Raw genomic sequence first — 19,601 nt, 5'->3', positions numbered from 1 at the left:
TACGATTACCCCATCAATCGCAAAAAACCGTCGGAGACAAAAAATGCGCCCAGAAAATGCAACCCGTTTCGACGAACAATTCGCACCTCGCATCGCCGAAGCAATCGCCGCCTGTTTCGCGACAACCGTGCATACAGAAGTGCTCTCATACGGCGGCCACGGCCACCCCACCCGAGTACGAATCCACGCAACCCCGATCGAAGACCTCCGCCACTACGTACATCCGCTAAACCTGTACCTAACCTGGGACAGCGACGAAATAGAACGCCTGATGGGCCCAGAAGGCCCCACCCGCTTCGCCGGCTACTTAGCCGCATTGCCCCGCAAGCTCGAAGCCTGGCGCCACGTCCGCGAACTGGACTTCGTCTCGCACACCCAGGCCGAGCCAACGGTCTTACTTGGCGGCCTCGACTTTGAGTCTTGATTAAGAAGCCGCCACACCAATCCGAAAGAAACTCACACTTTGCACCAGCCCTGAAGCCTTGCTCTGCACCGCATCGGCCGCCGCAGCCGCCTGCTCCACCAAAGCCGCATTGCTCTGCGTCACCTGATCCATCTGCGTGACCGCATCGTTCACCTCCGCAATACCCGCTGCCTGATCGACACTGGCCGTCGCGATCGCCTCGACGATACGCGTCACGCTGCCCGCGCTTTGCACCACGCCGTCCATCGTATTGCTTGCCTGATTGATCAACTGCATGCCGACGTCGATCGTGGCAACCGACTCACGAATCAGTGCCTTGATCTCACGCGCTGCATCGGCCGAGCGTTGAGCGAGACTGCGCACTTCACTCGCGACGACCGCGAAACCACGTCCCTGCGTGCCGGCACGCGCCGCTTCAACCGCTGCGTTGAGCGCCAGAATATTGGTCTGCGCGGCAATCGCTTCAACCACCGCGATGATATCGACGATCCGCTTGGACGCCGCATCGATCTGACCCATGGTGCGCACGGCATCGGTCATCACCGCACCGCCGTCGCGTGCCGCTTGCGCCGCGGTTTGCGCGAGCGTGGTGGCCTCGCGTGCGTTGCTGGCGTTGCGCTGAACTGAGTCGGTGAAATGCTGCATCGACGCGGCGGTTTCTTCGAGCGAGGCGGCCTGTTGCTCCGTGCGCGCTGACAGGTCGAGGTTGCCGGCGGCGATCTCCTGCGTCGCCGAAGAAATCGTGTGTGCGCCTTCACGAATCTCGCTGACGATGTGCCGCAGGCGTTGATTCATTTCGTTGAGCGCGACTAGCAGTTGACCGGTTTCATCGCGGCTCACCACGGCGACATCAGTGCGTAGATCACCTGCCGCAACTGCTTGCGCGACACCCACCGCCTGCCTGACCGGCAACGTGATGCTGCGGCTCAGGAACCAGACCGCGAAGCTGCCTACGCCGAGCGAGCAGATCACGACCGATAGCAGCAGCACGCAGGCGAGCGTGTACGCGTGTTCTGCGGCGTCGCCCGTGCGCACACTGGAGTCTTGCGCCTGCTGCATCACCAGGGCGACGATGTCGTCGATAGCGGCGGTCGGCGCGCGGTCGATGCCTTTGACCAGGCCGTCGACGACGTGCGCCGTATTCGGATCGGCTGCGTCGTAATGCTTGAGCGCGTCGAGGTAGTTGTCCTGCAACGAGGCGTGCGTGGCGAGCGCCTTGTCGACGCCGTCGACGTTGGCGCCCAATGCACTCAACTGGTCCTTCAGACGCAGCAGCGCAGTGTGCGTCGTGCCGCTTTCCTTGCTGAAGGCCTCACGGTACTTGGCGAACGCAGCCGGATCCGAGCCGCGCAGCAGCAGGTCCTTCCATTCCTGAACCTGTTTTTTGAATTCGACCTGCGCGACGCGCGCAGTGTCGGCGGCTTGCGCGTATTGGCTGAGCGTTTGCGCGGACTGGATTTGCAGTGCATGCGTCTTCGATAACGCATGCCACCCTTCCAGACCCACCACCATTGTCGCGGCGAGCAGCACCGCGCCGAGCAGCGCCAACTTGACGGCGATCTTCAGATTTCTATAGAACATCACGGCGATTTCCTTGGGTAGACCTTAGTCCAGCCTGAATTGCGTCACGGCACTGGCAAGACTCACGGCCTGGCCTTGCAACGCGGCAGCGGCCGCTGTGGATTCCTCCACCAGCGCGGCGTTCTGCTGAACCATTTCATCGAGTTGGCTGACTGCGCGGTTCACTTCCTGAATCCCGCGCGTTTGCTCGTTGGCCGCCTGGGTGATTTCGGAAATGATGGTGGTCACGTTGGCGACGTTGCTGACGATCTCCGTCATCGTCTCGCCGGCCTGGCGCACCTGGCCCGACCCGGAGGTCACGCTTGCCACGGTTGCTTCGATCAGCCCCTTGATTTCCTTTGCGGCCTGCGCGCTGCGTTGCGCGAGGCTGCGCACCTCGCCCGCGACCACCGCGAAACCGCGGCCCTGTTCGCCGGCGCGCGCCGCTTCCACCGCTGCGTTCAACGCGAGAATGTTGGTCTGGAATGCAATGCCGTCGATCACGCCGATGATGTCCGAGATCTTCACGGACGCATGTTCGATCTCGCCCATCGTCGTAATCACTTCGGAGATCACTGCGCCACCACGCGAGGCGACCTGCGATGCGGACACGGCTGTATCGTCGGCCTGCTTCGCGGCGCTCGCCGATTGTGTAACCGTCGAGGTGATTTCTTCCATCGACGCCGCCGTCTGTTGCAGGCTGGCCGCTGCGGATTCAGTGCGGCCCGACAGATCGACGTTGCCCGCGGCGATCTCATTGGCTGCCACGCGCACCGATTCGCTGGCATCGCGAATCTGGCGCATCACGTGGCTGAGTTTGTCGATGAAGGTATTGAACGAGCGCGCGATCTGCGCGACTTCGTCGTTGCCGACGGCTGGCAGACGTTGTGTCAGATCGCCTTCGCCCGAGCCGATCGCGTCCATCGCATCGCGTACTTTCGAGAGGCGCTGGAACGACACGGCGGTGACCGTGGCCACGATGGCGGCGGCGATCGCGGCGATCACGATCAAGGCGATCACCGAAGCGGTCAACACCGATCGCATGCCCGCCGTCGCTTCCGATTTGTCGAGCGCGACGACAGCGTACCAGTCGGTGCCGGGAATAGCCTCGGCGCGCAGCAGCTTCGTGCTGCCGCTCACGTCGACTTCGACGGGGTGCTCGGCGCCGAGAAGCGTAGTCAGCTTGTCGCTGGTGAGAGCCGGTGCGAGGTCCGATACCGGCTTCAGAGTCAACTTGGCATCCGGGTGCGCGACGATATGACCGCCGGCGTCAATCAACATGCCGAAGCTTGCGGGCGTCGGATGAATCGCCTTGACGTTGGCAATCACGCTGTCCATGGCGACGTCGCCGGACACCACGCCTTTCACCACGCCGTCCCGTACCACGGGCGCGGCGAATGCGACCACCAGCTTGCCCGTGCCCACGTCCACATAGGGCGGCGTCACCACCGGCTTGCCCGCTGCGGCGGCCTGCTTGTACCAGGGACGGCCAGTCGGATCGTAGTCGGGCGGAATGCCGGTCGGGTCCGAAAACTTCGCGGTCTTGTCCGCGTAGCCGACGTACACGTTGGTGAACTTGCCGGCTGCGGCGATCTGCTTCAGCGCGGCAGATGGATCGGGTTGCAGCACCGCGTCCTGCAGCGAGTTGATCATCTGACTATTGGAAGCGATCCAATCTTCGATACCGTCCGCGTGACCGCTTTCGACAGCGCTCAAATTGCTTTCGATCGCATCGGCGTTGTACGAATTGGCGACGACATAGTTGAGAACCGCGTTAGCAGCGAGCGCAACCACAACGATGGCGACGCACAGGGCGACGATGCGCGCGCGAATGGAGGAGAACATGTTGGGAGTCTTTCGGAGTAAGCAGTGAGCCGTAGTCGGTGAGGCGGGGGCCTCATACGCGGTATACGGCGCCGGCGGTGGGGACTTGAGCAGATAATGCTTTCAGTTTCTGACGGCGACCGGCAACGCCGCTTGTGGCAGCGCGGCGCGATGCTACACACTTTTTAGCGCGCTGCGGGGTTTTCAATGGGTGCCGAAACAGCGAGCTGGCATCGAGTTGCAGGGCGCTGTATTCGTATGACGATAACGCGGGTGCAACGCTATATACCAATGCGCACAGATGGTTTCACATCACCGGAGAATGCAGATGATGCGGATGGTCGAGTGTCTCACCTACGATGCGCAGTGCCTCTTCGCATTCGTCGCGCGTCTTTGAGCCACCGAGGCACACACGCATTGCGTTCGGCGGATTGCCGTCGGTGGAAAACGCCGCCCCCGCAACGGCGGCGATGCCCTGGTTGCGCAGTTGCAATGCGAGTTCGGAAGCACTCCAGCCGCTTTCGGCCGGTACCGGCAACCACAAATGAAAGCCATCCGCGTGCGCTTCGTAAGGCCACGCTTCGAGCATGCGCGATGCAATCGCCTGGCGTGCGCGAGATTCATTGCGGATCGCGTTGAGCATGTCGAGCGCGGTGCCGTCGACGATCCATTGCGTTGCGAGCGTAACCGTGAATGGACTCGCCATCACCGTCGTCGCGCGCAATGCGCCGGCGAGGCGCTGCGTTTGCCTGGCAGTCGGCGCGTGCAGATGCGCCACGCGCAAACCGGCACCGAGACTCTTCGATAAACCCGTGACGTAGTAGGTCAGTTCCGGCGCGAAGCTCGCGAGCGCATCGGGCGCACTCTGCGGCAGCATCGCATACGCATCGTCTTCGATGATCGGAACGCTGTAGCGCAACGCGACGTCGGCGAGCGCTTCGCGCCGTTTGTGCGTGAGCGTGAGCGTGCTCGGATTCTGCAGCGTCGGATTGCAATAGAACGCGCTCGGCTTGTCGGTTTTACAGAGCGCTTCGAAGGCGTGCGCGAGTGGACCTTCGTCGTCGCGCGGCAGAGCCTGCAGACGCACGCCGAGCTGCGCGGCAATGGCCTTGATGCCGGGGTAAGCCAGCGTGTCGAGACAGATCGTGCCGCCGGGTCGCGCCAACTGCGAGACGAGCGCCACCAGCGCGCTATGAATGCCGGGGCACACCAGCACGTTCTGCGCGTCGCAATGCGGCACGCGACGCTTCAGCCATTCGGCTCCCGCGTCCTTGTCGGCGGCCGAGCCACCGAAGTCCTGATAACGCAGCAACTGATACGGATCGCTGCCGCTCATCAGGCGCGCTGCCGAATCGCGCAGACGGGCCGCGTAATCGGGCGGCTCGGGTGGCGTATTCATCGACATCTCGATGCTGCTGCCGCCGGCGAGCGGCAAGGTGGCGGTTCGGCCACGCACGAAGGTTCCACTGCCCGCGCGCGAATCGAGCAGGCCGCGCTTGCGCGCTTCCGCATACGCGCGCGCCACAGTCGTGTAGTTCAGCGCGAGTTCTTCGGCCAGATCGCGCAGCCCCGGCAAGCGGTCGCGTGGACGCAGGCGGCCGGTGGCGAGATCTTCTTCGATCAGATCGGGAATCGCGAGGTAAGCCGGCTTGCGGGTGTCGGCGAGGCGTTTGATCCAATGATGTGTGGGGCTGCTCATCGATAGTCTTCGGCTGGGGTGATGATCATTGATCGCATTCGAATGCGATCAATGATCGGATTGATCGTCTGTGGTGAATGAGTGCACCACGCCGACTCGTTCGGGCAGGCAAACCGCACTTGGCTGGTGCGATATCCCAGGGTCGTGGGCTCTCGGTCGCGACGTCCCGGCTGTATGCAAGCTTCACGCCTGGAAATTTTTCGAGTCGCATGTCGAATCGAGGCGGAATTGATTGCTGATTGATCGCATTTGCGCGACCGATCAATGGCACGGCCGTTGCATTGGGAGAAGCGCGCACGGATTGAATGCGCCATCTTTTACTTAGCAAACCTGATCGGAGAGTGTCATGCCAGCCGTCAACAAACCGCTGCATCAGAAAGGCGATTACCTTGTCGACTACGAAGAGAAAGTCTTCGAAGACGTGAAGGCCGAACCAGGCGAGAAGGCACTCGTCACGTTCCATACGGTCGCGTTCGAGGGGTCGATCGGCTTCGTCAATCTGTTGCAAGCCACGCGTTTGCAACGCAAGGGCTTCGAGACGTCGGTGCTGCTTTACGGGCCGGGTGTCACGCTCGGTCTGCAACGCGGCTTTCCAACGCTTGGCGACGAAGCGTTCCCGGGCCACCTGAACTTCAACAAGCAACTGATGAAGTTCATGGAAGAGGGCGGCAAGGTGTACGCCTGCCGCTTCGCGCTGCAAGCCCTGTACGGTCACGGCGAAGCTTCACTGATCGAAGGTATCCGGCCGATCAGTCCGCTCGATGTGCTGGATATCCAGCTGCTTCATCGCAAGGACAACGCGCTGATCATCCACACGTGGACGGTTTGACGAGAGGCGGGTGACCACTATGTCCGACAAACGCATCGTGCGTGCCGCCGCGGTCCAGATCGCACCGGACTTCGAGCGCAGCGGCGGCACCCTCGAGAAGGTGTGCGAGGCCATCGAGAAAGCGGCGCGCGAAGGCGTGCAACTGATCGTATTCCCGGAAACCTTCGTGCCGTACTACCCGTACTTTTCTTTCGTGCGTCCGCCGGTTGCTTCCGGCGCCGATCACATGAAGCTCTACGAGGAGGCCGTGATCGTGCCGGGCCCGGTGACGCAAGCGGTGGCCGAGCAGGCGCGTTTGCATCGGATGGTGGTGGTGCTTGGCGTCAATGAGCGCGATCACGGCAGCCTTTACAACACGCAGTTGATCTTCGACGTGGACGGCCAGCTGGTGCTCAAGCGTCGCAAGATCACGCCGACGTTTCATGAGCGCATGATCTGGGGGCAGGGCGACGCGTCCGGTTTGAAAGTCGCGCAAACTGCGGTGGCGCGCGTCGGCGCGCTCGCGTGCTGGGAGCATTACAACCCGCTCGCGCGCTATGCCTTGATGACGCAGCACGAAGAGATTCATTGCAGCCAGTTTCCCGGTTCGCTGGTGGGTCCGATCTTCGCCGATCAGATCGAAGTGACGATCCGGCATCACGCATTGGAGTCGGGCTGCTTCGTGGTCAATGCAACCGGTTGGCTGACCGAAGCGCAGATTGCATCGGTCACACCCGATACGAATTTGCAGAAGGCGCTGCGCGGCGGCTGCAACACCGCGATCGTGTCGCCGGAAGGACAGCATCTGGCGCAGCCGCTGCGTGAGGGCGAAGGCATGGTGATTGCCGATCTCGACATGGCCTTGATCACCAAGCGCAAACGCATGATGGATTCAGTCGGCCACTACGCGCGGCCGGAATTGCTGAGTCTTGCGATCAACCAGCGGCCGGCGGAAACCGTCGCGCCGATGCCGGCCTGGTCCAGTGCTTCGAGCACGGGTTTCAATTCAAACGAAGGATGGCGCGATGAACTCCAGCGAGACACTGTCGGCAGCGAGCCGGCAATTGATGACTGAACTGCAGTCGGCCGGTTTGCGGCTCGTGTCTCCGGATGCCGGCGCAGCGAGCCGGCGTGGCGGCGCGGGACCCTCGGACCATAAGGCAGTGACGGTGGACGGCGTGACGATCATGGTGCCGGTGCATACGAGCACCGCGTGGCACTCGCCGTTCGTTGCAGAGACGCCGGATGCAAGCGGATCGAGCGCCTTGCTGCGCGGCACGATTCCGATTGCCAATATCAGCTTTCCAAAAGCGCCGCGCTTTTACGGCATGCAGACGCTCGACGGCGTGCCTTACTCGCACATTGCCGCGCTGCATAGTGCGGATGTGCTGGCCACGACGGTGCTGCAGACCTGCATCCGCTACGAGAGCCGCCGCAAGAGTTGCAAGTTCTGCGCGATTGGCCAATCGCTCGCAGCAGGCCGCACCATTGCGCGCAAGACGCCGGAGCAATTGGCCGAAGTGGCACGGGCGGCTGTATTGCTCGACGGCGTCAAGCATATGGTGCTGACCACCGGCACGCCGCCCACGTCCGATCGCGGCGCGCAGATCCTGTGCGAAAGCGCGTTCGCTATCAAAGCGGCGGTCGATCTGCCGATCCAGGCGCAATGCGAGCCACCCGACGACGACCGCTGGTTCGCGCGCATGAAAGCAAGCGGCATCGATACGCTCGGCATGCATCTCGAAGTGGTGACGCCCGCGTTGCGCGAACGCATCATGCCGGGCAAGGCGAGCGTGCCGCTGGCGCGCTACATGGAAGCGTTCAAGGCGGCAGTTGCTGTGTTCGGACGCGGTCAGGTGAGTACGTACATACTCGCCGGTCTTGGTGATAGCGCGGAGGCGATTCTGGCTATGTCGCGCGAGTTGATCGAGCTCGGTGTCTATCCGTTCGTTGTGCCGTTCGTGCCGATCACCGGCACGCCGCTCGAAGATCATCCTGCGCCCACGCCCGAATTCATGAAGTCGGTTCTGCAACCGCTCGGCGCAATGCTGAACTCTGCTGCGATGCGATCGAGCGATATCAAGGCCGGCTGCGGAAAATGCGGCGCTTGTTCGTCGTTGTCGTCGTACGAGGAGTGATCATGTTCGGTGAAGCGATCGCAGGTGAGGCACTGGAAGGCGACGTGGGTTTCGCGCCCTATGCGCCGAGTGAATTCCGCATCAAGTGGACGACGCTAGATTGGGAAGCCGACGAAGCGCACAAGCTGAGACGCGCGGTGTTCTGCATCGAGCAGGGAATTTTTGTCGGCGACGATCGCGACGATATCGACACGCACGCGCAGCAACTGGTAGCAGTGAGTTGTGTCGCCGGCATGCCGGAGCAGGTGGTCGGTACGGTGCGCATTCATCGCGACGAGGGCAGCGTATGGTTCGGCTCACGTCTGGCCGTACATGCTGCGTTTCGCCGCTACGGAAAAATCGGCGCGACGCTGATTCGTCTGGCCGTGAGCAGTGCCCATGCGCTCGGCTGTGAGACCTTTCTTGCCCACGTGCAGAGCCAGAACGTACCGCTCTTTTGCGCAATGCATTGGGACGTGCTTGCAGAGGAAACGTTGCTGGGCCGCCCGCATCATCTGATGCAGGCGCAACTGGACTGGTATCCGCCGTGTGTGACGCCGTGTAGCGGCTTCGTGACTCATACGCAACCGCGCAGCGCGGCTCCTGCACGGAGCGTGGCATGACAAGCGTGGCCGATCTCGTCGCCAGCCTGCGCGAGAGTCGCGGGTTTCGGCACAAGACGGATATCGTCGACGTGGTCGGTACACTCGCCCGGCGTCTGCCGGGTGGCACGCAGGATCTCGCGCAGGCAGTTGCACTTGGCGACGATTGCGCGGCCATTGCCGATGGCGATGGATACCTGCTGTTCGCAATCGAAGGCATGGTCAGCGATTTCGTGAACGCAATGCCGTGGTTCGCCGGCTACAGCAGCGTGATGGTCAACGTCAGCGATATCTACGCGATGGGCGGGCGGCCGCTGGCGGTGGTCGATGCGCTATGGAGTCGGGGCATCGACGCCGCCGAAGAGGTGCTTGCCGGCATGGCGGCGGCCTCCGTCGCGTACGGTGTGCCGATAGTCGGCGGTCATACGAATACGCGCAGCGATGCGGCGCAACTTGCGGTGTCGATTGTGGGGCGTGCGAAAGCGCTGCTGTCGAGTTTCAATGCGAAGCCCGATGACAGCTTGATGATGGCCATCGATTTGCGCGGACACTTCGAGGAACCGTATCCGTTCTGGAATGCGTCGGTGGGTGCGCCACCTGAACGTTTGAGAGCGGATCTCGAACTGCTTCCGCAGCTAGCGGAAAGTGGCCTATGCGATGCGGCGAAGGACATCAGTATGGCCGGCACACTCGGCACGGCGCTGATGTTGCTCGAGTGCTCACGTGTGGGCGCACGGATCGATCTCGAGCGTATTCCGAAACCTGCTGAAGTCTCCCTGGAGCGTTGGGTCACTGCATTTCCGAGCTTCGGCTATCTGCTGTCGGTTCGGGAAGAACATGTCACCGCAGTGCAGGCGCAGTTCGATTCGCGTTCGCTCACATGCGCCGTGATTGGTACGGTCGATGCGTTGTCTGAAGTGGTTTTGCGCCACCACGATGACGCGGCGGTGTTGTGGGATTTCAATCGCGAGCCGTTCATGGTCGCGAAGGACGGTCCGCGATGAACCCGTTGCGTATCGCGTTGCTGACGCATTCGGTCAATCCGCGTGGCGGGGTCGTGCATACGCTTGAACTGGCGACCGCGTTGACCGCGCTCGGTCATGACGTGACCGTCTTTGCGCCGGCTGCGCCGGGCGAGATACTGTTCCGCCTGCCGTCGTGCCGCGTGGTCTACGCGCCGATCACGCTGTCTCAGGCAAGCACGGTAGCCATGGTGGAGGCGCGTATTCACGCATTCAAGCAGACCTTGATGGAACATGACGCGTGGTCGTTCGATGTGCTGCACGCGCAGGACAGTATCAGCGGCAACGCACTTGCCGAGCTGAGAGCGCAAGGGCTCATTCGTGGTTTCATGCGGACTGTTCATCACCTGGATCGTTTCGGCGATCCACGTCTCGCTGCATGGCAACGGCGGGCGTACGAGGATGCGGAGCAGGTGTTGTGTGTTAGCGATACGTGGACGCGCGAGATGCGTTCGACTTTCCGCATTGCGGCGCTGACGGTGCCGAACGGCGTCGACATCGCGCGCTTCACACCTGAGGAAGATGCACACGATGCGCAGATCCGGTGGCGCTTTGGCATTGATGGCGGCCCGATCGTACTATCAGTGGGCGGTATCGAAGCGCGCAAGAACACACTCGCACTGCTCGAAGCGTTCGCGTTGGTGCTGCGCACGTTGCCGGACGCGCAACTTGTGATTGCAGGTGGCGCAAGCCTGCTCGACCACGACGCCTACTCCCGCGGTGTGCTTAAACGAGCGGCGGAGTTGGGACTGTCGATTGGCCCAGGCGAAAGCGTGGTCGTAACCGGGCCGCTCGAAGACGCCGCCATGCCCGCGCTCTTTCGCCGCGCGGACGTGTTGTCGATGGTGTCGTTGCGCGAGGGTTTTGGTCTGGTGGTGCTGGAGGCGCTTGCTAGCGGCACCCCAGTGGTTGTCTCGGCAATCGCACCGTTCACCGAATACCTCAACGACACCACCTGTTACTGGGCAAATCCTGCCGATGTCGAGTCGATAGCGGCGGCCTTGCTATGCGCTCTCAGCGGCAGCGGTAGTCGTATTGATTTCGACCACGCCGTACCCGCGTTACTCGCACGCTTTAGCTGGGCGGAAAGCGCACGGCGTCACGTCGATGTGTACCGCCAATTGCTGGCAACGCGCGCGTTAGATATTCATTGATCGATTGAGGGTTTGTCATGCCTGTCATGCACTTTCGGATTCAGTGGCCCGATGGCGATGAAGCGAACTGTTATTCGCCGTCGCTCGTCATTGGCGATTTCTTCAAACCTGGCGAGGCTTATCCGTTGGACGATTTCGTCGCACGTTCACGACAGGCATTGGGTATCGCTTCGGAGCGCGTGCGCGAGAAGTACGGTTTTGCGTGCTCGGCAGCGATGGATCAGCTTGCACAGATCGAACGCGATGCCGAGCGCTTTCGCGATCGGCCCGAGGCGACCGTCAAGGTTATCGAATTCAGCTAGCCGCTTATTTTTGCAGAGGACGCATCATGTCGAATCCAATCCATCCTGGACGCGCTGACGGGCATTACAGCGTGCTCGTCATCGGCGGCGGGCAGGCGGGCCTGTCGGTCAGCTACTACCTCAAGCAGGCCGGCATCGGCCATCTGGTTGTGGAAAAGAACACGGTGACGCATACGTGGCGCCAGCAACGCTGGGACGCGTTCTGTCTCGTGACGCCGAACTGGCAGTGTGCGTTGCCCGGTTACCCATATCTGGGCGACGATCCGCACGGGTTCATGAAGAAGGACGAAATCATCGACTATCTCGACGGCTTCATCGCACACGTTGAAGCACCGGTAATCGAGCATGCGGAAGTCAAACGCGTGAAGCAGCGCGAGGATGGTGTCTATACGATCGTCACTACGCAGGGCGATTTCACCGCGGATCAGGTGGTGGTCGCCTCGGGTGGTTATCACACGCCGATCGTGCCGCGTCTCGCCGAGCGCTTGCCCGCAGACATCATGCAGTTGCAATCGTCAGCGTATCGGAATCCACAGACCTTGCCCGATGGCGCGGTCATGGTGGTCGGCACGGGGCAATCCGGCGCGCAGATCGCGGAAGACTTGCATCTGGCCGGACGCAAAGTGGTGCTCGCGGTCGGCGAGGCGCCGCGCTGTGCGCGCTTTTATCGGGGACGTGATGTGGTCGATTGGCTTGCCGACATGCAGTACTACGACATGCCGGTCGAAAAACATCCCCTGCGCGAAGGCGTGCGCGACAACACCAACCACTATGTGACCGGCCGCGACGGCGGACGCGATATCGATCTGCGCAAGTTCGCCGCTGAAGGCATGGAGTTGTACGGGAGGCTCGACGATCTGCGCGACGGGCAATTCCATTTCGCACCGACGCTCGCCGCCAATCTCGACTCCGCGGACGATACGTACAACCGGATCAACGCGAGCATCGATGGCTTCATCGAAAAGCATGGCATCGACGCGCCAGCGGGTGAAGTCTACGAACCCGTCTGGCGGCCGGCCGGAGAACGCACGACGCTCGATCTCCGCACTAGCGGCATTTCGGCAATTATCTGGTGCATCGGCTTTACACCGGACTTCAGTTGGCTCGACGCGCCGGTGTTCAACGGTCGCGGTTATCCGGCGCATACCCGTGGCATTACACCGATCGACGGTTTGTATTTCGTTGGTTTGCCGTGGCTGCATACGTGGGGATCGGGGCGCTTCTCAGGCGTCGCGCGCGATGCGGAGTTCGTCGTACAAGCGATTCGCGAGAAAACGCGCGAGCGTGAGTCGGTGAGGGCGGCTGTGGCAGCTTGAGATTACGGCTTATGCGCCGCGACGCGAATGCATGAAAAAACGGCCGCTGCTTTCTATCGCAGCGGCCGCTTCTTTTCGTACGGACTGAATCGAAACCAGAATGAAACTTAGCTCCCCAGTGCCGGATCGCTCATGCTGCTCCGGCCGGTTTCCACGTGTCCGGCGAAGCGTCGTGCGAACGACGGGTCCGTGTCGACGGTAATCACCAGGTCGTACCAGCCGTAGGCATTGCGCAGATCGAGGTACAACTGTTCAGTATCACCGCCGCGCACCGAATGCTTGACCACGTTGTGCGCGTCATAGGCATTGACGATGGTGAACTGGCAGCGTGCGCTGCCCACATTTTCCAGCCGCAATTGCAGGTTGCCGTTAGCGACGTCGTAGCCTTCAGCGACTTCCGGCCGTGCGATATCAGAGCCGTGCCACCAGCTTCTCGCGACCGGCTTGCCCGCGAAACGGCGCAGAAAGCCGTTCGGGCCGTAGACCGTGTAATCGTACGTGCCGTCGATATTCAACGGCAACTGATCCTGCAGCCGCTTGCCGGCTTCGACGGTATAGGTCAGCGGCGCAGCGAGACCATTGGCTGCATAGACGAGAAACACAGCGCCGGTGCGGCCCGAATTGACGAAGCGCATCGTCAGTTTGTTCTCCGCGCCTTCACCATGCACGCGCACGAACAGTTCGTACGGCAGCGCACGAGCCGGGCGCACGCCGGGTTCCTGCTTCGGTACGGCCTGCACGAGCGGCGGCAGCGGCACATAGTCCGGATGGCGATTCTGATCGGGCGGCACATAGCCGCTCGTGCTCGGCAGCGTCGGGAACGCGTCGTTCGGGGTGCTGAAGTTGAATGCCGACATCAGATCGCCGCACACCGCACGGCGCCACGGCGTGATGTTCGATTCGCCCAGATTGTGCTGTTGGCCGAAGCGCTTTTCGATAAAGCGGATCACTGACGTATGGTCGAACAGTTCCGAGCACACGTAGCCGCCTTTCGACCAGGGCGAGACCACCAGCATTGGCACACGCGGTCCGAGTCCGTAGGGACCCGCCGGCGTATTGCCGCTGCCCGCATAGTTTTCATTGCTGGTGTCGACGGTCGACAAACCGTTTGCACTCGATGCCGGCGCGAACGGCGGCGCCATATGATCGAAGAAGCCGTCGTTTTCGTCGTAATTGATCAGCAGCACGGTCTTGCTCCACACTTCGGGATTCGACGTGAGAATCTGCAGAACCTGATCGACGTACCACGCACCGTAGTTCGAGGGCCAGTTCGGGTGCTCGGAATACGCTTCCGGCGCGACGATCCACGAGACTTGCGGCAGGGCGTTGTTCTGCACGTCGCGCTTGAGGATGTCGAAGTAGCCGTCGCCATTCGCCGCGTTCGTGCCCGTACGGGCGTTGTCGTACAGCGGATTGCCCGGTTGCGCGTTGCGGTACTGGTTGAAGTAGAGCAGTGAGTTGTCGCCGTAGTTGCCGATGTACGGATTCTGCGTCCAGCCCCACGAGCCGCTGGCGTTGAGTCCCGTACCCATGTCCTGATAGATCTTCCAGGTGATGCCGGCGTTCTGCAGCACTTCCGGATACGTGGACCAGCCGTAGCCGAGTTCCGAGTTGTCGATCACCGGGCCGCCGCCGTTGCCGTCATTGCCGACCCAGCCGCTCCACATGTAGTAACGGTTCGGGTCGGTCGGACCCATCAGCGAGCAGTGATACGCGTCGCAGATCGTGAAGGCGTCGGCGAGTTGATAGTGAAACGGAATGTCTTCGCGCGTGAGGTAGGCCATTGTCGTGGTGCCCTTGGACGGCACCCATTGATCGTAGCGGCCGCCGTTCCATGCGGCGTGTGTGCTGGTCCAGTCGTGTGCGAGGTCTTGCAGGAATTGCAGGCCGAGGTTCGGCGCGCTCGGGCGGAACGGCAACACATAGCCGACGTCCGCGGCAAGCGGCTGGTACCACACCGGCTTGCCGTTAGGCAGGTTGATCGCGCGCGTATCGCCGAAACCGCGTACGCCCTTGAGCGTGCCGAAGTAGTGGTCGAACGAGCGGTTTTCCTGCATCAGCACGACGATATGTTCGACGTCGCGAATGCTGCCGGTCTTGTTGTTGGCAGGGATCGCGAGGGCGTTGCGAATGCCCAGCGGCAGCATGCTCAACGCGGTGGCGGAACCGGCGGCGTGCGCGGCGGAGCGCAGAAAATCACGGCGATTTTTTGAAGTCATGGTTTTGGCTTTCGATCTTCATAAGAGGAACGAACCATGCGGCACGAGCGTGAGCCACGCGTCGCACGGAGCGCGGGACTCAATCTACGGTGTGGATGACGGGTGTAGCGAGCGGCGTCGAAGCGGCAGCGGACAGCGCCGCGTCGGCGCTTGATGCGGGCAGTGCTGGGGTTTGAATCGTGACTGCGGGTAACGCTGGTGAAGCTGGTGAGGCGGACGGGTTCGCTGACAGGACCTGTGAAGCGCCGCTGTTATCGCCGGCGCCGTCGGTAGAACTCGAGGCGTTCGTGTCCGGTGCCTGGTCGTCGTTGCCGCAGGCGCCAAGCAGGCCGCATAAGGACACGGCAATCAGCGCACCTGCCAAACGTTTGCGATGTAAGGCAGTAGTCGGCTTCGACACAACAGACATGGCAATGTCTCCGGCACGGGGAGGATGCGCCAGGGCATCCACGCGCCCAGGTCAGCGATGCGCAAGAATAGTCGCTTACCTGTGTAACTTTTGTGAAGATGTGGAAATTTGGGTATTTGTTGAGAATTGGGCGGCCGTCAATCCTGGATCGCGACGATCGCCTCGATCTCGACGGTAATATTGCCCGGCAAGGAGCCCACGCCGACTGCAGAGCGGGAATGCCGACCGGCATCGCCGAATACATCGACGAACAGATCCGAACAGCCGTTGATCACACGCGGATGCTCGGTGAAATCCGGCACCGCGTTGACCATGCCCAGCAGCTTGACGACCTGCTTCACGCGCCCCAAGTCGCCCAGTTCGTTATGCAGCACGGCGAGCAGATTCAGGCCGACCATCTGCGCGTGCCGGTACGCTTCGTCCGCGCTGACCGTGGCGCCGACCTTGCCGGTCATCAGCGAGCCGGATTCGTCGAGCGGACCCTGGCCGGATAGAAACAGCAGATTGCCCTCGCGCGTGCAGTGCGTGAAATTGCCGATCGGCGTCGGCACTTGCGGGAGCTTGAGGCCGCGCGTGTGCAGCCGGTCGTAGCAGTTCATCGATGGGGAAGTGATGGTGAGCGGTCTTTAGGGAGTCAGCGTTGTGCGCGGGGGATTCAAGGCTTAGGGTTTGGCGCGGGCTTACGCCGCCGGTTCCTGTTCGCGATGCCGCCAGCCGAGGCGCGCTTCGATACGGGCGGCCACCGCCTGGACGGCTTGTGCGAAACGTTCGGTGCCGAGCTCGGCTTTCGCCTCGGGCATCACGATCGAAATCGTGAAGACGCACGCGCCTGTGTTGTCGAGCACGGGCGCCGCGAGACACGCCACGGACGCATCCGATTCGCCGATCTGGATCGACAGCCGCGCCTCCAGCGCCTCGCGGGCAATCTGCGCGAGCACTTGCGGCCGGGTTTCCGCGCGGCCGGTAGGTGAGCTTTGCGCGTGCTGCGCAAAAAACGCGACCCGTTCGGCATCCGGCAGGTGGCCGACGAGCAAGCGTCCGGACGCGGTCCAGTTGAGCGGCACGCGGCTGCCCACTCGCGAGGTCACGCGGAAATGCCCCGGCCCTTCGGCCATTTGCTGTACGACCATCATGCCGTCTTCGAGTCCGCAGACCTGCACGGTCTCTTCGACTTCGGCGGAGAGACGCTGCATTTCTTCATGAGCGACCGCGAGGTAGTCGAGCGAGCTGGCGTACGTCAAACCGTAACCGTACAGACGCGAGCCGAGCCAGATCGTGCCGTCCATGCGCCGCGCCAACAGGTTCTTCTCGACCAGATCATTGATGATCGAATACACGGTGGACAGCGGCGCGCTGACCATGCGCGCGACTTCATACGCGGTGGCGGGGCGGTTCGCCTGCTGGAGCGCGTCGAGAATCTGCACGGTGCGCTCAATCGCGCTGGTGCGCGTGCGCGGCGCGGCAGCTTCAGCCTGTGCTTCGGCGCTGGCTGAAGGCGCCGCGGGTACTGCTTCGGACGCGGAAGGTCGGGACGTGCGAGCCATCGTACTCCTCTGACGCGAGATGTTTTTGTCCAGTTGACGCAGGGTGATTGTATGCTAGACTGATCCGTAATTACAACATATATTCCATAATTAAGAAATACCCGGTCGGAGGCGCTTCATGGACATTCGCTCTCGCTTTGGCTTACGCCCTGTCATCAATGCTTCAGGCACGATGACGAGTCTGGGCGCGTCCATTGTTAGCGCGCCGGTAATCGACGCGGTGGCGCAGGTGCTGCCGCAATTCGTCGAGATCGACGATCTGCAGCGCAGAGCCTCGGCGGCGATTGCCGAGGCGTGCGGCAGCGAAGCCGGGTATATCACCGCGTCGTGCTCGGCGGCGATCACGCTCTGCATCGCCGCCGCCATGACGGGCGACGACCACGGCCTGATCGAACGGCTGCCTGACACGACCGCCCTGCAGCGCAACGAAGTCGTCATTCAAACCGGTCACCTCGTCAATTATGGCGCACCGGTGGACCAGGCGATCCGTCTGTCCGGCGCGCGCGTCGTCCCGGTGGGCGCGGCGACCGAAGCGCACGGCTACCAACTGAATACCGCCATCACCGAACGCACAGCTGCAGCGCTTTACGTGGTTTCGCATCATACGGTGCAATTCGGCATGATCCCGCTTGAAGAATTCATTGCGATCGCGCACGCGAAGGGCGTGCCCGTGATCGTCGATGCGGCTTCCGAATACGACCTCAAGCGCTTTATCGCAGCCGGCGCCGATCTCGCGCTCTACTCGGCGCACAAATTTCTCGGCGGACTGACCGCCGGCATCGTCGCGGGTAAGAAAACGTTGGTACGTGCCGCATATTTCCAGAATGGCGGCATTGGCCGCGGCATGAAAGTGGGCAAGGAAGGCATTGTGGGCGCGATTACCGCGCTCGAACAATGGCAGCAGCGCGACCATGTCGCGGTTCGCGCCCGCGAACGCGGCTACCTCACGCTGTGGCGCGAGACCTTGAATCGTTGCGACGGCGTCTGGGCTGAGATCGACGCCGACCCGACCGGCAATCCACTCGATCGTCTGAAACTGCATATCGATCCCAGGCAGGCACGTATCACCGCGTGGGATCTCGCCGATGCGCTCGCACGGCCGCCCGAAGGCGAGGCGCCGGTGATTGTGCGCGATCATGAAGCGGAACTGCATTTCTTTTTCATCGACCCGTGCAATCTGCACCCGGGCGAGGAACAAATCGTACTGGCACGGCTTACTGCCGAGCTCGAGCGCGCAGGAAAGTCGCCCGAACCCGTCGTTACCCCTTTTTACCAGCGCGACGCGCGCCGCATTGCCGCGCGCCGTAATTGGCCGGATTGATTCTCTTCGGTTCATTTCGATTGATCGATGACCGTTGTTTGACCCTGGCACCGGATTTCATTCCGGTGCCCCTTTGACTTGCCCGCTTAGTACTACTTATATCGCTGGAACACCATCGTGTAACCGGCGTTCGTTTTTCTTTCGACTTGAGGAAACCATGATGCACAAGCAGATTCTTCGTACGGCCATCGCGTTCGCTGCCGCCGGACTCGCCGCGCAGGCCGCTCACGCGCAAAGCAGCGTGACGCTGTACGGCATTGTCGATGCCGGCTTTACCTTCACCAATAACCAGAAGGGTGAGAAGGCTTATCAGGCGACGCAGGGCAATGTACAGGGCTCGCGTTGGGGCCTGCTCGGTAGCGAAGATCTGGGCGGCGGTAACAAGGTCCTGTTCAAGCTCGAAAACGGCTTCAGCCTGGAGAGTGGCGCGTCCGGTCAGGGTGGCCGCATGTTTGGCCGCAGCGCATGGGTTGCGCTCTCGAACAGCACGGCGGGCACGATTACGCTCGGCCGTCAGTACAACAGTGTGCAGGACTATCTGTCGAACATGCAGATCAATGGCGTCGGCGCGATGAGCCAGTACGGCAACGCGATCTACGACAACGACGATATCAACAACACGTACCGCACCAACAATGCGGTCAAGTACACCACACCGACCTATGCCGGCTTCACCGCGAACGCGATGTACGCGTTCTCGAATACGGCGGGCGAGTTCGCCAACAATCGCGCATGGAGCGTCGGCGCCGATTACGTGAACGGTCCGCTGCACCTTGACGCGGCCTACTCGCTGGTCAATCAGCCGGCTACCAACACCACGGGCGCGGCGCCGTCTGACAACTACTACAGCACCAGTTCGTCGATCATCAGCGGCGTGAAGCGCAACCAGGTGTGGGGCGCGGGCGGCTCGTACGTGTTCGGCCCGGCAACCGTCGCACTGCTGTACACGAACTCGCAATTCCAGTTGCTTAGCGGCGGCAGCCTGCGCTTCGCCAACTATGAAGCCAGCCTGAAGTATCAGTTCACGCCCGCTACGTTGCTCGCGCTCGGCTACATCTACACGACGCAGAACACCAGCGGCACCACGGCTACCAACGCTCACTACAACCAGCTGAGCGCGGGCGGCGAGTACTTCCTGTCCAAGACCACCGATCTCTACCTGAACGGCATCTACCAACGTGCGTCCGGTTCGCACGCATGGGTCGAAGGCATTTCGAATCCGTCGAGCAACAACGGCCAGTTCGTGACCGTCGCCGGCATTCGCCACAAGTTCTAAGTAC

Annotated in this window: 18 protein-coding genes; 11 read left to right on the top strand and 7 right to left on the bottom strand. The window is 61.9% G+C overall.

Annotation, left to right across the window (positions count from 1 at the left end):
• The first annotated feature begins 43 nt into the window (after nucleotides 1–43).
• Nucleotides 44–424 carry a DUF5594 family protein gene (locus PQQ86_RS13270; protein WP_408267373.1) on the top strand — a complete coding sequence of 127 codons (381 nt, stop codon included), beginning with the start codon at nucleotides 44–46 and terminating at the stop codon, nucleotides 422–424.
• On the opposite strand, the gene PQQ86_RS13265 is transcribed toward PQQ86_RS13270, so the two are convergent.
• The 3 genes from PQQ86_RS13265 to PQQ86_RS13255 form a co-directional block, all read right to left on the bottom strand.
• Entirely contained in the window at nucleotides 425–2,008 is a 1,584-nt protein-coding gene (locus tag PQQ86_RS13265) for a methyl-accepting chemotaxis protein (protein WP_408267370.1), read from the bottom strand.
• Between the two features lie 21 nt (nucleotides 2,009–2,029).
• A complete protein-coding gene (locus PQQ86_RS13260; protein ID WP_408267367.1) occupies nucleotides 2,030–3,829 on the bottom strand; it encodes a methyl-accepting chemotaxis protein in 1,800 nt (599 codons plus the stop codon).
• A gap of 286 nt (nucleotides 3,830–4,115) precedes the next feature.
• A complete protein-coding gene (locus tag PQQ86_RS13255; protein WP_200651097.1) occupies nucleotides 4,116–5,507 on the bottom strand; it encodes an aminotransferase-like domain-containing protein in 1,392 nt (463 codons plus the stop codon).
• 346 nt (nucleotides 5,508–5,853) lie between these two features.
• On the opposite strand from PQQ86_RS13255, the gene PQQ86_RS13250 reads away from it, so the two are divergent.
• The 8 genes from PQQ86_RS13250 to PQQ86_RS13215 are packed head-to-tail and all read left to right on the top strand — an operon-like array spanning nucleotide 5,854 to nucleotide 12,828.
• A complete protein-coding gene (locus PQQ86_RS13250; protein ID WP_054040483.1) occupies nucleotides 5,854–6,336 on the top strand; it encodes an MSMEG_0572/Sll0783 family nitrogen starvation response protein in 483 nt (160 codons plus the stop codon).
• Nucleotides 6,337–6,355: 19 nt separating this feature from the next.
• Nucleotides 6,356–7,390: a Nit6803 family nitrilase gene (locus tag PQQ86_RS13245; RefSeq protein WP_408270271.1), complete on the top strand. Its 1,035-nt coding sequence runs from the start codon at nucleotides 6,356–6,358 to the stop codon at nucleotides 7,388–7,390.
• Nucleotides 7,383–8,453: an MSMEG_0568 family radical SAM protein gene (locus PQQ86_RS13240; RefSeq protein ID WP_408270268.1), complete on the top strand. Its 1,071-nt coding sequence runs from the start codon at nucleotides 7,383–7,385 to the stop codon at nucleotides 8,451–8,453. Before PQQ86_RS13245 ends, PQQ86_RS13240 begins: the two co-directional genes overlap by 8 nt.
• A 2-nt stretch (nucleotides 8,454–8,455) precedes the next feature.
• A complete protein-coding gene (locus PQQ86_RS13235; RefSeq protein ID WP_408267365.1) occupies nucleotides 8,456–9,055 on the top strand; it encodes an MSMEG_0567/Sll0786 family nitrogen starvation N-acetyltransferase in 600 nt (199 codons plus the stop codon).
• Nucleotides 9,052–10,038 (top strand): sll0787 family AIR synthase-like protein, encoded by a 987-nt coding sequence (locus PQQ86_RS13230; protein ID WP_408267363.1) that lies wholly within the window; start codon nucleotides 9,052–9,054, stop codon nucleotides 10,036–10,038. The genes PQQ86_RS13235 and PQQ86_RS13230 overlap by 4 nt, the downstream gene beginning before the upstream one ends.
• On the top strand, nucleotides 10,035–11,210 hold the full coding sequence (locus tag PQQ86_RS13225) for an MSMEG_0565 family glycosyltransferase (RefSeq protein WP_408267360.1): 1,176 nt from the start codon (nucleotides 10,035–10,037) through the stop codon (nucleotides 11,208–11,210). Before PQQ86_RS13230 ends, PQQ86_RS13225 begins: the two co-directional genes overlap by 4 nt.
• 17 nt (nucleotides 11,211–11,227) lie before the next feature.
• A complete protein-coding gene (locus PQQ86_RS13220; RefSeq protein ID WP_408267358.1) occupies nucleotides 11,228–11,512 on the top strand; it encodes an MSMEG_0570 family nitrogen starvation response protein in 285 nt (94 codons plus the stop codon).
• 26 nt (nucleotides 11,513–11,538) lie between these two features.
• A complete protein-coding gene (locus PQQ86_RS13215; protein WP_408267355.1) occupies nucleotides 11,539–12,828 on the top strand; it encodes an MSMEG_0569 family flavin-dependent oxidoreductase in 1,290 nt (429 codons plus the stop codon).
• Between the two features lie 107 nt (nucleotides 12,829–12,935).
• On the opposite strand, the gene PQQ86_RS13210 is transcribed toward PQQ86_RS13215, so the two are convergent.
• From PQQ86_RS13210 to PQQ86_RS13195, 4 genes are all read right to left on the bottom strand, one after another.
• Nucleotides 12,936–15,047, bottom strand: coding sequence for a phosphocholine-specific phospholipase C (locus PQQ86_RS13210; protein ID WP_408267353.1), 2,112 nt, complete (start codon nucleotides 15,045–15,047; stop codon nucleotides 12,936–12,938).
• A 79-nt stretch (nucleotides 15,048–15,126) separates the two neighbouring features.
• Complete coding sequence (locus PQQ86_RS13205) at nucleotides 15,127–15,456, bottom strand: hypothetical protein (protein WP_408267350.1); 330 nt, start codon at nucleotides 15,454–15,456, stop codon at nucleotides 15,127–15,129.
• Between the two features lie 137 nt (nucleotides 15,457–15,593).
• Nucleotides 15,594–16,055 (bottom strand): RidA family protein, encoded by a 462-nt coding sequence (locus PQQ86_RS13200; protein ID WP_408267348.1) that lies wholly within the window; start codon nucleotides 16,053–16,055, stop codon nucleotides 15,594–15,596.
• 81 nt (nucleotides 16,056–16,136) lie between these two features.
• Nucleotides 16,137–17,000 (bottom strand): IclR family transcriptional regulator, encoded by an 864-nt coding sequence (locus PQQ86_RS13195; protein WP_408267345.1) that lies wholly within the window; start codon nucleotides 16,998–17,000, stop codon nucleotides 16,137–16,139.
• Between the two features lie 118 nt (nucleotides 17,001–17,118).
• On the opposite strand from PQQ86_RS13195, the gene PQQ86_RS13190 reads away from it, so the two are divergent.
• Nucleotides 17,119–18,321, top strand: a complete 1,203-nt coding sequence (locus PQQ86_RS13190; RefSeq protein WP_408267343.1) for an aminotransferase class V-fold PLP-dependent enzyme — start codon at nucleotides 17,119–17,121, stop codon at nucleotides 18,319–18,321.
• 157 nt (nucleotides 18,322–18,478) lie between these two features.
• On the top strand, nucleotides 18,479–19,597 hold the full coding sequence (locus tag PQQ86_RS13185) for a porin (protein WP_494478228.1): 1,119 nt from the start codon (nucleotides 18,479–18,481) through the stop codon (nucleotides 19,595–19,597).
• The last annotated feature ends 4 nt before the right edge of the window (nucleotides 19,598–19,601 follow it).

Origin of the sequence: Paraburkholderia sediminicola, assembly GCF_046026675.1 — a bacterium.
GTDB classification, from domain to species: Bacteria; Pseudomonadota; Gammaproteobacteria; order Burkholderiales; family Burkholderiaceae; genus Paraburkholderia; species Paraburkholderia sediminicola_F.
This window is presented reverse-complemented; position numbering and strand designations above follow the sequence as displayed.